The organism is Mesorhizobium sp. M0340 (assembly GCF_040321535.1).
Classification (GTDB): Bacteria; Pseudomonadota; Alphaproteobacteria; order Rhizobiales; family Rhizobiaceae; genus Mesorhizobium.
Genome location: NZ_JAMYRR010000011.1, coordinates 107,900 through 122,014, shown reverse-complemented (window position 1 = coordinate 122,014; position 14,115 = coordinate 107,900). Strand labels below are relative to the sequence as shown.

Annotated in this window: 11 protein-coding genes; 6 read left to right on the top strand and 5 right to left on the bottom strand. The window is 63.2% G+C overall.

Annotation, left to right across the window (positions count from 1 at the left end):
• Window positions 1-52: 52 nt before the first annotated feature.
• The gene (ehuA, locus tag NKI79_RS17655) at window positions 53-838 is read right to left on the bottom strand and encodes an ectoine/hydroxyectoine ABC transporter ATP-binding protein EhuA (RefSeq protein ID WP_023677199.1); all 786 of its coding nucleotides are present in this window, start codon (window positions 836-838) and stop codon (window positions 53-55) included.
• Window positions 839-960: 122 nt separating this feature from the next.
• Window positions 961-2,346 (bottom strand): MocR-like ectoine utilization transcription factor EhuR, encoded by a 1,386-nt coding sequence (gene ehuR / locus NKI79_RS17650; protein ID WP_352803102.1) that lies wholly within the window; start codon window positions 2,344-2,346, stop codon window positions 961-963.
• Window positions 2,347-2,428: 82 nt separating this feature from the next.
• On the opposite strand from ehuR, the gene NKI79_RS17645 reads away from it, so the two are divergent.
• The 4 genes from NKI79_RS17645 (at window position 2,429) to NKI79_RS17630 (ending at window position 7,063) form a co-directional block, all read left to right on the top strand.
• Window positions 2,429-2,920, top strand: coding sequence for an Lrp/AsnC family transcriptional regulator (locus NKI79_RS17645; RefSeq protein WP_352475676.1), 492 nt, complete (start codon window positions 2,429-2,431; stop codon window positions 2,918-2,920).
• Window positions 2,921-3,047: 127 nt separating this feature from the next.
• Window positions 3,048-4,541 (top strand): NAD-dependent succinate-semialdehyde dehydrogenase, encoded by a 1,494-nt coding sequence (locus NKI79_RS17640; protein ID WP_352803099.1) that lies wholly within the window; start codon window positions 3,048-3,050, stop codon window positions 4,539-4,541.
• A 32-nt stretch (window positions 4,542-4,573) separates the two neighbouring features.
• Window positions 4,574-5,953, top strand: coding sequence for an aspartate aminotransferase family protein (locus NKI79_RS17635; protein ID WP_352803098.1), 1,380 nt, complete (start codon window positions 4,574-4,576; stop codon window positions 5,951-5,953).
• Window positions 5,954-5,962: 9 nt separating this feature from the next.
• Window positions 5,963-7,063 (top strand): alcohol dehydrogenase family protein, encoded by a 1,101-nt coding sequence (locus NKI79_RS17630; protein WP_352803095.1) that lies wholly within the window; start codon window positions 5,963-5,965, stop codon window positions 7,061-7,063.
• 5 nt (window positions 7,064-7,068) lie between these two features.
• Here the strand turns inward: NKI79_RS17630 and NKI79_RS17625 are convergent, their stop codons facing one another.
• Window positions 7,069-8,445: an aspartate aminotransferase family protein gene (locus tag NKI79_RS17625; protein ID WP_352803093.1), complete on the bottom strand. Its 1,377-nt coding sequence runs from the start codon at window positions 8,443-8,445 to the stop codon at window positions 7,069-7,071.
• Window positions 8,446-8,611: 166 nt separating this feature from the next.
• Here NKI79_RS17625 and NKI79_RS17620 point away from each other — a divergent pair, with 166 nt between their 5' ends.
• Complete coding sequence (locus NKI79_RS17620) at window positions 8,612-9,730, top strand: NAD(P)/FAD-dependent oxidoreductase (RefSeq protein WP_352803092.1); 1,119 nt, start codon at window positions 8,612-8,614, stop codon at window positions 9,728-9,730.
• 218 nt (window positions 9,731-9,948) lie between these two features.
• Window positions 9,949-10,956, top strand: coding sequence for a cell division protein FtsZ (gene ftsZ, locus NKI79_RS17615; RefSeq protein ID WP_352803089.1), 1,008 nt, complete (start codon window positions 9,949-9,951; stop codon window positions 10,954-10,956).
• A gap of 96 nt (window positions 10,957-11,052) precedes the next feature.
• Here ftsZ and NKI79_RS17610 read toward each other — a convergent pair whose 3' ends face one another.
• On the bottom strand, window positions 11,053-12,423 hold the full coding sequence (locus tag NKI79_RS17610) for an alpha-glucosidase/alpha-galactosidase (RefSeq protein WP_352803087.1): 1,371 nt from the start codon (window positions 12,421-12,423) through the stop codon (window positions 11,053-11,055).
• A 21-nt stretch (window positions 12,424-12,444) separates the two neighbouring features.
• Window positions 12,445-14,112: an ABC transporter ATP-binding protein gene (locus NKI79_RS17605; RefSeq protein WP_352803238.1), complete on the bottom strand. Its 1,668-nt coding sequence runs from the start codon at window positions 14,110-14,112 to the stop codon at window positions 12,445-12,447.
• Window positions 14,113-14,115 lie beyond the last annotated feature (3 nt).

The window sequence follows — 14,115 nt, the reverse complement described above, 5'->3', positions numbered from 1 at the left end:
TTGTTTGTCTGTCTTCTTGGCTTGCTTGAGGCGTCGCCGCCTCGCATGGCAGTCAGACCCGATGTCCGGCCGCAATGATCTTCTTCAGGAAACCTTGCGTACGCTCCTGTTTGGGATGGCGGAAAATCTCGTCGGGCTTGCCTTCCTCGACTATTCTGCCGCGATCGAAGAACAGCACCCGGTCGGCGAAGTCATGGGCGAAACCCATCTCGTGGGTGACCAGCAGCATGGTCATGTCGGTCTCGGCGGCGAGCTTGCGCATGACGTTGAGGACCTCGTCGACGAGCTCCGGGTCGAGCGCCGAGGTGACCTCGTCGAACAGCATAATCTTCGGCGACAGCGCCAGCGCCCGGGCAATCGCGACGCGCTGCTTCTGTCCGCCGGAAAGCTGCGCCGGCATCGCTTTGGCCTTGTCGACCATGCCGACCATGTCGAGCAGTTCCATCGCCCGCTTTTCGGCGGCGGCCCGCGGCACGCCTTTGGTCAGCATCGGTGCCAGCGTCACATTGTCGATGACGCATTTGTGCGGAAACAGATTGAACAGTTGGAAGACCATGCCGATCTTCTGGCGCATCTTTGCCAAATGCCGTTCATCGGCCGTTAGCAGCCGGCCGTTACGCTCCATGTGGTACAGCTGTTCGCCGTCGACCTGGATGTGGCCGCTGTCGATGCGCTCAAGCGTCATCAGGATACGCAGGATCGTCGTCTTGCCCGAGCCCGATGGGCCGATCAGCGCCAGCTTCTCGCCCGGCATGACTTGCATCGAGAGGCCGTCCAGCACCTTGAAGGTGCCGAAGCTTTTCGAAATGCCGTCGATCTTGATGATGGGCGCCGACAATGAATTTCCCGTGCTGGAGAAGCTATGCCTTTAACGATGCGGATCGCGGCAAATCATGTCAATCAAGAAAATAATATCATGACAATATTTCGAATTCCGCACAATTCCCCGCCATTTGTTGCCTAGATGGCAAGCAGGAGATGCTCGGGATCGCCGAGCAGAAGCTTTGTGACAACGCCGAGACCGGCACGCAGTTCCCCCTCCGTGGTCGAGCCCAGCGAAATCCGGACAGCTGGATGCCAAGGCATTTGCGAAATGCGAAACGACGTGCCGGGCGCAATCGCCACGCCCTGCAGGCGCGCCTGGGACACAAAGCTTTCCTCGCCGCGATCCTCGGGCAGCCGCAGCCAGACGTGAAGCCCGTCGCGATGAGCGCGATAATCCACCCCGGCAAGCACCTCGGCGGCGATGTCCAGACGCCGCCGCAAGGCCAGGCGCTGCCATCGAACGAGTTCCATCGCGGTGCCGTCGGTCACCCATTTGCTGGCGATCTCGGCCACCATCGGAGTCGCCATCCAGTTCGAGACCAGGTGGCGGTTGGCAACCGCGGCGACATAACGATCGGGTGCTGCGAGATAGCCGATGCGCAGGCCGGGCACCACGATCTTGGTGAAGGAGGTGACATAGAGCGTGCGCTCGGGGGCAAACGCCGCGACCGGCGGCGGCCGGTCCTCGACCAGCGGGCCGAGCACATCGTTCTCGATGATGGCGATGTCGTGCCTGCGCGCCACCGCCGCGATCCGCTCGCGCCGGGCGGCATCCATCAGCGTTGCCGTCGGGTTGATCACCGAGGGCTGCACGAACACGGCGCGGATGTCGGACAGCCGGCAGGCCTCGTCGAGCGCTTCCGGGATCAGCCCATTGCCGTCGATCGGCAGACCCTCGAGATTGAAGCCGAGATAGCGCGCCAGCGGGATCAGCGTGTGATGGCCGATCGCTTCCGTGGCGACGGTCGAACCGGGCGGCGCCACGCTCATCAGCGCTACCGTCATCCCGGCGGTGGCGCCGTTGGTCAGGCTGATGTTCTGCGGCGACGCGTCGAGGCCGCAGAGCCGCAGCCACTCGACGCCCACCGCGCGGTGGCGCGGGAACACCATGTTCGGCCTGAACGACAGCGCCGAGCTCGACGGCAGGTTTTCGGCGAGCCAGCCCAGTGCCTGCCTCAGCCGCTCCAGATGCATCGGTTCGCAGACCGGCTTCAGGATGGAGAGGTCGATGACCTCGCCCAGCCGCTCCGGCAGATAGGGCGGCTCCGGCTCGCGGCGCTGCGTCTGCACGAAGCTGCCGCGGCCGACCTCGCCGGAAACCAGCCCGCGGCGGATCAACTCCTCGTAGGCGCGGCTGACCGTCTGCACGGAAAGTTTCAGATCGTCGGCCAGTTGCCGGTGCGTCGGTAGGCGCGCCCCAGTGGCCAGACGCCCGTCATGGATGGCCCGCGCGAACTGGTCGGCGAGCGATTGATACGCCGGCCGCCGGATAAGAGCGGGATCTGGTCGCCAAAATGTCATGACTTATTAGAGATCGAAATCAGTGCAATTGACAATCGAAATAATGCGCCGTCATGGTGTCGGGCACTGGAAGTGGGCGGTCATGGCTGCAGCGAAACTCGATCCGATCGATCTCAAAATCCTCGACGCCATCCAGCGCGACGGGCGCATCACCAAGCTGGCGCTGGCCGAGAAAGTCGGCCTGTCGCCGACGCCGTGCTGGATGCGGCTGCGCAAGCTGGAAAAGGCCGGCATCGTCTCGGGCTACCATGCCAGGATCGCCATGCGCGCCATCTCGCCGGTCGCTACCGTGCTGATGGAGGTGACGCTGGCAAGCCACCGCCAGGCCGATTTCGACCGTTTCGAGCGCGTCATCCGCGACATCCCCGAGATCGTCGCCTGCTGGTCTGTCGGCGGCGGCGTCGATTACCTGCTGAAGGTGATGGCGCGCGACATCGACGCCTATCAGCGGCTGGTCGACGCCCTGCTCGAACGCGAGATCGGCATCGACCGCTATTTCACCTACATCGTCACCAAGACGGTGAAGGAGGAGAGTGTGCTGCCAGTGGCGGATCTGTTGCCGGCATCTTCCTGATGCCGGAGAGATCGTCTGGCGGGGCAGGGCAATAGAGACAATCTCTCTACGTGCAGGCACGCAAACAGCCTCTCTGTTTGCGCGGCAGAGATAGTCTTGCGGCATTACCCGAACCGGGAGCCCGATGATGTCTGCACATTTTGCCCGCTCGCACCGCCATGAAGCACTCGATCGCCTCGCCGACCGACGGCTGCTGCGCGAACTCGCCTATGTCGCTGGCCACTGGACGGCGAGCGAGACCGCGGAGAGTTTCGAGGTGACCGATCCGGCCACCGGATCGACCGTCGCTTTTGTTGCCGCGCTCGATGCCCGGCAGACGACATTGGCGATCGATGCGGCATCGCGCGCCTTTCCTGCTTGGCGCGCATTGCTGCCGCAGGAAAGGTCGAAAATCTTGCGAAAATGGTTCGATCTGATCGTCGCCGCCAAGAATGACCTGGCTCTGCTGATGACGCTCGAACAAGGCAAGCCGCTGAAGGAATCGCTCGGCGAGATCGACTATGCCGCCTCTTTTGTCGAATGGTATGCCGAGGAGGCCAAACGTCTCAACGCCGAAAGCGTCACCAGCCATCTGCCTGATACCGAGATGATGGTGCGGCGCGAGCCGCTCGGCGTCGTCGGCGTCGTCACGCCGTGGAATTTTCCAGCGGCCATGCTGACCCGCAAGGCGGCTGCCGCCCTTGCCGCCGGTTGCACCATCGTCGCGCATCCTTCCTCGGAAACGCCGCTGTCGGCACTGGCGCTGGCCGAGCTTGGCGAACGCGCTGGCCTGCCGGCCGGCGTGTTCAACGTCCTCACCGGCAGGGCTTCGACTATCGTTGGGCGGATGTGCGAAGACCCGCGCGTTCGCGCCATGAGCTTCACCGGCTCGACCGAGATCGGCAGGCTGATCGCCGCACAGACTGCGCCGACGATGAAGCGTCTGGTGATGGAACTCGGCGGTCATGCGCCGCTGATCGTCTTCGCCGACGCCGATCTCGACAAGGCTGTCGCCATTGCGGTCGACGCCAAATTCGCGACCTCCGGCCAGGACTGCCTCGCCGCCAACCGCATCTATGTCCAGCGTCCGCTCTACGATCGGTTCTGCGCTGCTTTCGCCAAACGCGTCGAGGCATTGCGGACCGGCAATGGCCTGGCTGACGACACCGAAATCGGGCCCTTGATGCACGAACGCGCTGTCAAGAAGGTCGAGGAGCAGGTGGCCGATGCGCTCGCCAAAGGCGCGCGCTGCCTGACCGGTGGCAAGCGCCATTCCGCCGGGCCGCTGTTCTACCAGCCGACCCTGCTTGCCGACGTGGGAGACGACGCTTTGATCATGCGCGAGGAGACCTTCGGTCCGGTCGCCGCCGTGACGCCCTTCGACAGCGAAGAGGAAGTCGTCGCCCGCGCCAATGCCACCGAATACGGCCTCGTCGCCTATGTCGTCACCGAAAACGGCGGTAGGCAATTGCGCATTGGCCGCGCGCTCGACTATGGCATGGTCGCCATCAACCGCGTCAAGATCACGGGCGCGCCGATCCCTTTCGGTGGCGTCAAGCAGTCCGGCATCGGCCGCGAGGGCTCGCGTCATGGGCTCGAAGCCTTTACCGATCTCAAATATCTCTGCCTCGACGTGGCGTGAGCCGCCCCGACAATTTCCTTCAGGAGTAAAAAATGCTCGACCGGTCAAACGAACTCGCCGCCTGGGACCGCGATCACTTCTTCCATCCCTCGACCCATATGGGCACCCACGCGCGTGGCGAGAGCCCGACCCGCGTGATCGCCGGCGGCGAAGGCGTCACCATCTGGGACAACAACGGGCGCAAGAGCATCGATGCCTTCGCCGGACTCTACTGCGTCAATGTCGGTTATGGCCGCCAGAAGATCGCCGACGCCATCGCCGCGCAGGCCAAGAATCTCGCTTATTACCATGCCTATGTCGGGCACGGCACCGAGGCGTCGATCACGCTGTCCAAGATGATCATCGACCGCGCGCCGCAAGGCATGTCGAGGGTCTATTTCGGGCTCTCCGGTTCAGACGCCAATGAAACCAACATCAAGCTGATCTGGTACTACAACAACGTGCTCGGCCGGTCCGAGAAGAAGAAGATCATCTCGCGCTGGCGCGGTTATCACGGCTCCGGCATCATGACCGGATCGCTGACCGGCCTCGACCTGTTCCACAACGCCTTCGACCTGCCGCGTGCGCCGGTCCTGCACACCGAGGCGCCCTACTATTTCCGCCGCGCCGACCGCTCGCTGAGTGAAGAGCAGTTTTCGCAATACTGCGCCGACAAGCTCGAGGAGATGATCCTCGCCGAAGGGCCGGAAACGGTCGCCGCCTTCATCGGCGAGCCGATCCTCGGCACCGGCGGCATCGTGCCGCCGCCGGCCGGCTATTGGGAAAAGATCCAGGCGGTGCTGAAGAAATACGACGTGCTTTTGATCGCCGATGAGGTAGTCACCGGCTTCGGCCGGCTTGGCACCATGTTCGGCTCCGACCATTACGGCATCAAGCCCGACCTGATCACCATCGCCAAGGGCCTGACCTCGGCCTATGCGCCGCTCTCTGGCGTCATCGTCTCCGACAAGGTGTGGCAGGTGCTCGTCCAAGGCTCCGACAAGCTCGGCTCGCTCGGCCATGGCTGGACCTATTCGGCGCATCCGATCTGCGTGGCCGCCGGCGTCGCCAACCTGGAACTGATCGACGAGATGGACCTGGTGCGGAACGCCGGCGAGACCGGCGCCTATTTCCGCGCCGAGCTGACGAAAGCCGTCGGCGGCCACAAAAACATCGGCGAGGTGCGCGGCGACGGCATGCTGGCGGCAATCGAGTTCGTCGCCGACCGGGACGACCGCGTGTTCTTCGACGCCTCGCAAAAGATCGGACCGCAGGTCGCGACCACCCTTGCGGCAAGCGGCGTCATCGGCCGCGCCATGCCGCAGGGCGACATTCTCGGTTTCGCGCCGCCGCTCTGCCTGACACGGCAAGAGGCCGACATCGTCGTCTCCAAGACGGCCGACGCGGTGAAGAGCGTGTTTGCCAACATCTGAAGAACCGACATGAATGCCATGACCAAAACCCTCCCCGCCACCATGGCCGCCGTGCAGCTGATCGGGCACGGCGGACCGGAAAAGCTCGTCTACCGCACCGACGTCAAAGTGCCCTTGCCCGCTCCGGGCGAGGTGCTGGTCAAGGTCACCGCTTGCGGCATGAACAACACCGATGTCTGGGTGCGCCAGGGCGCCTATGGCACTGAGGAGGATGCAGCCGCCGTCTCGACATGGCGGCGGCAAGGCAACACACTGACCTTCCCACGCATCCAGGGCACCGACACGGTCGGCAACATCGTTGCCGTCGGCGACGGCGTGTCGCCGGCCCGCATCGGCGAGCGGGTGATGGTCGATTTCTCCATCTACAATCGCGACGACGATTCACTCGCCGACATCGACTATATGGGCCACGGCCGCGACGGCGGCTATGCCGAATACCAGACAGTGCCTGCCGAGAACGCCCATGTCGTCAGCACCGATCTGAGCGACGTCGAACTTGCCACTTTCTGCTGCGCCTATCTCACCGGCGAGCAGATGCTGGAACGCGCCGCATTGAAAGCCGGCGAGCGCGTGCTGGTCACCGGCGCCTCGGGCGGCGTCGGCTCGGGCATCGTGCAGCTGGCGCGGGCGCGCGGCGCCATTCCCTATGCGGTTGCCGGCAAGGGCAAGGAACAGGCCGTGCGTGACATCGGCGCCGAGGCGGTGATCACCCGTGGCGTTGCCGATCTGCCGGCCGCCGTCAACGAGGCGACCGGCGGCCGGCCGATCGACGTGGTTGCCGACCTCGTCGGCGGCGCGATCTTCAACGACCTGCTGCGCATCCTCAGGCCCGAAGGCCGCTACACGACGGCGGGCGCGATTGCCGGCCCGGTCGTGCAGCTCGATCTGCGCACCATGTACCTGAAACAGCTCCAGCTGCACGGCTCGAGCCAGGGCACACGCGCGGATTTCCGCCGCATCGTGCGTTACATCGAGGAGAAGAAGATCCGGCCGCTGGTCGGCGGCGTCTACAAGCTCTCCGATTTCCATCGCGCCCAGGCCGATTTCATCGCCAAGGATTTCGTTGGCAAGCTGGTCGTCGTGCCGGATGCGGTCGGCGTCGCTAAATAGCACGATCAGCTCTGCGATCGGACCTCCTTGGCGGCAGCCTCGAGCGACCGTTCAAACGCGTCGATCACCTGGTCGACCTGCGGCTCGGTGATGATCAGCGGCGGGCAGAAAGCCAGCGCATCGCCCATATTGCGCGAGATGACGCCGTTCTGCTGCATGAAGCCGTTGACGAGTCCGCCCAAGGCACCCACCGTGCCCCACGGCGCCTTGTTCGCCTTGTCGCCGACCAGTTCGACCGCCGAAATCAGGCCGATGCCGCGCACCTCGCCGACAAGCGGGTGCGAAGCGAGATCGCGCAGCCGCTTCTGCATGTGCGCCCCGACGGCGCGCGCGTTGCCGACAAGGTCGCGCTCCTCGATCAGCTTCAGGTTCTCGAGCGCGACCGCTGCCGCAACTGGATGGCCGCCGCCGGTGAAACCGTGGCCGAAGGTGCCGATACGGTTGCTTTCGTCGGCGAGCGGCTCGAATACCTTGTCGTTGATCAGCAGGGCTGAGATCGGCAGGTAGGACGAAGAGATCTGTTTCGACAACACCATGATGTCGGGCCTGATGCCGAAGGTCTGCGAGCCGAACATCTCACCTGTTCGGCCAAAGCCGCAGATCACCTCGTCGGCGATGAGTAGGATGTCGTATCTCGACAGCACCGCCTGTATCTTCTCCCAGTAGCCGGCCGGCGGAACGATGACGCCGCCGGCGCCCATGATCGGTTCGCCGAAAAAGGCGGCGATGGTTTCCGGTCCTTCGGCGAGGATCAGCGTTTCCAGCTCGTCGGCAAGCCGCGTCGAAAACAGCTCTTCGCTTTCACCCGGCAGCGCCTCGCGCCAATGGTGCGGCGTCGAGGTATGCAGCACATTGGCAATCGGCAGGTCAAAGGAAGTGTGGTTGTTGGGCAGTCCGGTCAGGCTTGCCGAGGCGATGGTGACGCCGTGATAGCCCTTCTTGCGGCTGATGATCTTCTTGCGCGCCGGCTGGTCGAGCGCATTCGACCGGTACCAGATCATCTTCATGGCCGTATCGTTGGCCTCGGAACCGGAATTGGTGAAATACGCCTTGCTCATCGGCACCGGCGCCATCTGCACCAGTCTCTCGGCGAGATCGATCAGCGGCGAATGCGATTTGGAGCCGAAATCGTGATAGTAAGGCAGCTTCGACATTTGCCGTACTGCCGCATCGACCAGCCGCTTCTCCGAAAAACCGACCGCGACGCTCCAGAGCCCCGCCATCGCCTCGATATAGCGGTTGCCGGCAAGGTCCTCGACATAGATGCCGTCGCCTTTCTCGATGACGAGCGGCCCCAACTCCTGATGCTTGCGCGCATTCGTATAGCCATGCATGTGAAAGCTTATGTCGCGGGCTTCGGGTGAATTCGGTCGTGAGTCCATGATGGCTCCTGTGCTGCACGCGAAACAGTCCTGCCGCCGGGCCGGCTCGGCAGGTCCCCGTGCATTATGCCGTTTGATGCATCTTTCTCGAACGGTATAGTGTCAAGCGCTTTCGACAGGGCCAGCGGATGGGTGGACGCATGCAGAACTTCGGCTTGACCTAACCGTGGACCATGTCGACTGCATTGTCGCCGGCGCCGGCGTTGTTGGCCTGGCGATCGCGCGAGAGATGGCGCAGCGCGGCATCGATACGCTGGTCCTGGAAGCCGAGAACGCTATCGGCACCGGGACAAGCTCGCGCAACTCCGAGGTCATCCATGCCGGCCTCCACTATCCGGTTGGATCGCTGAAAGCCCGGTTCTGCGTGGCCGGCCGGGAAAGACTCTATCGCTATTGCGAGGAGCGGGCGATCCCGCACGCGCGCTGCGGCAAGCTCATCGTTGCCACAAATGCCGAACAGGAGCCGGTGCTCGCCTCAATCCGGGCCAATGCACGCGCTTGCGGCGCCGGCGACCTGGTGCCGTTGCGCGAAGCCGAGGCGCATGCGCTGGAGCCCAGCCTTAGGTGTACGGCAGCGTTGCTGTCGCCGGCCACCGGGATCATCGACAGCCATGCCCTGATGCTCGCCTTGCTGGCTGATGCCGAAGCGCACGGGGCGGCACTTAGTCTCAACACGCGCATCGCCTCCGGCCGCATCGAAGCGGGCCGCGTCGTGCTCGAGACGGTGGACGCTGCCGGCGGCGAGCGCTTCGAGATCGCCACTCCGCGTTTCGTCAATGCCGCCGGGCTTGGCGCGGCAGCCCTTGCGGGTTCGCTTGAAGGGCTCAATCAGCAATTCGTGCCAAAGCTCCATTATGCCAAGGGCAATTATTTTTCGGTGACCGGCCGGGCGCCGTTCTCACGATTGGTCTATCCGGTGCCCGAACCCGGCGGGCTCGGTGTTCATCTGACGCTCGATCTCGATGGCGTCACCCGCTTCGGGCCGGACGTCGAATGGACCGATCAACTCGACTATCGCGTCGACCCAGCTCGTGGCGAGCGCTTCTACAGCGAGATCCGCAAATACTGGCCGGAGCTGGCCGATGACAGCCTGCAGCCCGCTTACAGCGGCATCCGACCAAAACTGTCCGGTCCCGGTGAGGCCAATGCCGACTTCGTCATCCAGGACGTGGCGGTGCACGGCGTGGATAGCCTGGTCAACCTGTTCGGCATCGAAAGCCCCGGCCTGACCTCCTGCCTGGCGATTGCCGACCATGTCGCGCAGCGCCTCGCGCCAAAGTTGTAGTGTGCGGCGCGCGCCACGATCTGCACTGTATCAAGGCGCATTGCGTGAACTTTCAGGCGCAAGTCGCCTATGAGGCACATCGCGCACTTGCAGCCCGCTCCGCGCTCTGATTCCCTGCATTCTGGGCTTTCCTGATTCGCACTGCCCGGTTCAAAGTTTTCGCAGTGCGCCCGGGACAAGCTTCCAGCGACCACTCGGCGTATCCAGGGAGAACGGCAATGAACACCGCGACGAGGCCGGTAATCTCGGAGATGAGGCCCAAGATCACCGTCGTCGGGGTGGGCGGCGGCGGCGGCAACGCCGTCAACAACATGATCGCCGAAGGCCTGCAGGGCGCGGAATTCATCGTCGCCAACACCGATGCCCAGGCCCTTGCCATGTCAAAGGCAACGAGGCTGATCCAGTTGGGCGCTCATATCACCGAAGGTCTCGGCGCCGGGTCCCTGCCCGAGGTCGGCCGTGCCGCGGCCGTGGAATCCATCGACGAGATCATGGATCACCTTGCTGGAACGCATATGTGCTTCGTGACCGCCGGGATGGGAGGCGGAACCGGCACCGGTGCCGCGCCTGTTATAGCGCAGGCAGCACGGGCAGCCGGAATACTGACCGTCGCCGTCGTTACCAAGCCATTTGTCTTCGAAGGCAGGCGCCGCATGTACGCTGCCGACGAGGGCATCGAGCGCCTGCGCGAAAGCGCCGATGCCGTCATCGTCATCCCCAACCAGAACCTGTTCAGGATCGCCGACGCCAGAACCACGTTCGCCGACGCCTTCGCCATGGCCGACCGGGTTCTTTATGCGGGTGTCGGCTGCATCACCGATCTGATCGTCAAGGAAGGCCTGATCAATCTCGACTTCGCCGATGTAAAGTCGGTGATGCGCGACATGGGCCGCGCCATGATGGGGACCGGCGAGGCTGCCGGAGAAGGCCGCGCCAAGAAGGCGGCGGAAGCGGCAATCGCCAACCCGCTACTCGACGAAGCTTCGATGATGGGCGCCAAAGGCGTCCTTGTCTCGATATCGGGCGGCATGGACATGACGCTGTTCGAAGTCGACGAAGCCGCAACCCGCATCCGCGAGGAGGTAGACAACGATGCCGACATCATCGTCGGCGCCATCTTCGACAAGGCACTCGCAGGAAAATTCAGGGTATCGGTCGTGGCGACCGGCTTGCGGCGTGGCCTGGAGATTCCACTGCTTGCCGAACCGGAAGTTCGCATGAACTGAACGCGTATCGTTGATTACCAGCCTCGAGTCACTAGAGCCGCGCGCCGTCGACGACTTCCTATCAGCCGACGGTTGCTCGCGAGCTGTATCCGATACTCAGGCCGCCCGAACGCTGCGCGCTCCACGCGCCCAGGCCGGCAGCCAATTGCCATGCGCAACCAGCAAATCATCGACCAGCGACCATATCTGGTCGAGGTCGAGCTCGGCCGCCGTGTGCGGGTCCATCATCGCCGCGTGATAGATGTGCTCGCGGTTTTCGGTCATCAGCGCCTGGACCGTCAGCTCCTGGACGTTGATATTGGTGCGGATCAGCGCGGTGAGCTGCACCGGCAGGTCGCCGATGAAGGTGGGTTGAATGCCCGAGGCGTCAACGAGGCATGGCACCTCGGCCGCGCAATTATATGGCAATGACGTGATGCAGCCATTGTTGCGGACGTTGCCGTAGATCACCGACGGCTCGCCGGTCCAGACCGAGTTCATGATCGAGGACGCATATTCCTTCGACTGCTCCACTTCGATCTTGTCAGCCGAGCGATAGGCTTCCGCTTGCCCCTTCCAGCGTTCGATCTGCTCGATGCAGCGCTTCGGGTATTCGTCGAGCGGGATACCGAATTTCTCGATCAGATCGTCGCGCCCGTCCTTGATGAAATAGGGCGTGTATTCTGCGAAATGTTCGGAGCTCTCGGTGACGAAGTAGCCGAGGCGTTTCAGCATCTCGTAGCGCACCTTGTTCGGGCAGCGCGGATTCCATCCCGGCTTCGGCGCCCGCCCTTCGCTATAGGCGCGCAGCAGATCCGGGTAGAGGTTGCGATAGGAGCCATCCGGCTGGCGATGCTCGAACTTCAGATAGAAGGCCATGTGATTGATGCCGGCCGAGCGGTAGCGAATCTCCTCGTAGGGAATGTCGAGATCGTGCGCCAGTTCCATCGCCGTGCCTTGCACCGAATGGCAGAGGCCCACCTGCTTGATGTCAGGGTATTTCTCAGCGATCGCCCAGGTGTTGATCGCCATCGGGTTGACATATTGCAGCATGATCGCCTGCGGGCAGATTGCGAGCATGTCCTCGCAGATCTTCCAGAGATGCGGCACGGTTCTCAAGCCGCGCATGATGCCGCCGACACCGAGCGTATCGGCGATGGTCTGGCGCAGACCGTATTTCTTCGGAACTTCGAAATCGGTAACGGTGCAGGGCTCGTAGCCGCCGATCTGGAAGGCGACGACGACGAAATCGGCGCCCGCCAGCGCCTTGCGCTGGTCCGAATAGGTTTCGGCTTTGGCCCTCACGCCGAGCGTCGAGATCAGCTTGCCGACCACGATTGCGCTTTCCTCGAGCCGTTGCGGATTGATGTCCATCAGCGCGATCGTCGCGCCGGATAAGGCCGGACGCTGCAATATGTCGCCGACGATGTTCCTCATGAACACCGTCGAGCCAGCTCCGATGAAAGCGACCTTGGGATTTCTTGCCACAACGACCTCCGGCTTAAGCAATCAGGCTACCTCGAAAGCGGCTTTGACCAGCCGTTCGGTGTAAGCGGTTTTGGGGTGGGACAGGACTTCGTCGACCGGCCCCTCTTCGACGATCTTGCCGTGCTGCATGACGATGACGCGATGGCACAGCGCCCGAACGACCTTGAGGTCGTGCGAGATGAAGATGTAGCTCAGGCCCCGTTCTCGCTGCAGCTTGCGCAGCAATTCGATGATCTGCGCCTGGACGGAGAGATCCAGTGCCGATGTCGGCTCGTCGAGTACGATGAATTCCGGTTCGAGCGCGACGGCGCGGGCAATCGCAATACGCTGGCGCTGGCCGCCGGAAAACTCGTGCGGGAAGCGCGACAGGATATCGCCGGGCATGCCGGCGCTGATCAGCGCCTCGCGCACCCGCTCGATCCGATCGTTCCTGGTGGCGCCGATGCGGTTGACGACCAGCCCTTCCTCGATGATCTGGCCGATCGTCATGCGTGGGTTGAGCGACGAGAACGGATCCTGGAAGACGACCTGCATGCGCGACCGCAACGGCCGCATCTGCGCCCGCGAACAGCCATGGATCGGCTGGCCATCGAAATAGATCTCGCCGCTGTCCGTGGTGTTGAGCCTGAGCAGCGCCTCGCCGAAGGTGGTCTTGCCCGATCCGGATTCGCCGACGAGACCCAGCGTCTCGTGCCGCCGAAGGGTCAGGCTGAGACTGTCGACGGCGACGAGTTCGCGCAGGTCCGGCCTCATGAACGTGCCGTGCCGCAGCATGAAGGAGACGCGCACATCCTTGGCTTCAAGAATAACGTCGGCGCCTTCCGGCAACGGATTTGCCTGGCCGCGCGGCTCGGAGGCAAGCAGGTGACAGGTGTAGGGATGCTGCGGATCGGCAAACAGCCTCTCCGTCACATTGTGCTCGCGCATCTCCCCATGCTGCATGACGTAGACATAGTCGGAGAACTGCCGCACCACGGTCAGGTCGTGCGTGATCAGGATCACCGCCATGCGCAGTTTCTTCTGCAGGTTTCGGATGAGATTGAGGATCTGCGCCTGAACCGTGACGTCGAGCGCCGTCGTCGGCTCATCGGCGATCAGCACATCGGGATCGTTGGCCAGCGCCATGGCGATCATCACACGCTGGCGCTGGCCGCCGGAAAGCTGGTGCGGGTATTGTTTTAGCCGCGCCTGGGGCTCAGGAATCTGCACCTGCTGCAGCAGTTCGAGCGCTCTTGCTTCGGCCTGCCTGCGGCTCATCTTGCGATGCACCCGTATCGCCTCGACGATCTGGCTGCCGATCGTGTAGATCGGGTTGAGCGAACTCATCGGCTCCTGAAAGATCATCGAGATGCGGTCACCCCGCAGTTTGCGCCGCGCACGCTCGGAATATTTCAGGATGTTCGCCCCGTTGTATTCGACGGTCGATTTCGGCGACACGACCGCGCGTTTCGACAACAGTCCCATGACGGTGCGCGCCGTCACCGACTTGCCCGATCCCGACTCGCCGACAATGGCGATCGTCTCGCCGCGATAGAGCTGAAAGGAGATGTCCTTGACGGCTTCGATCATGCCGTGTTCGACCTTGAAATCGACGGCGATGTTGCGGGCATCGATGACCGGGTTTTCCGAACGGCCGTCATGGTCGAGCCGGACAGGCGGTGCGAAGGATTTGACGAGCGCGTGTTGCATCAT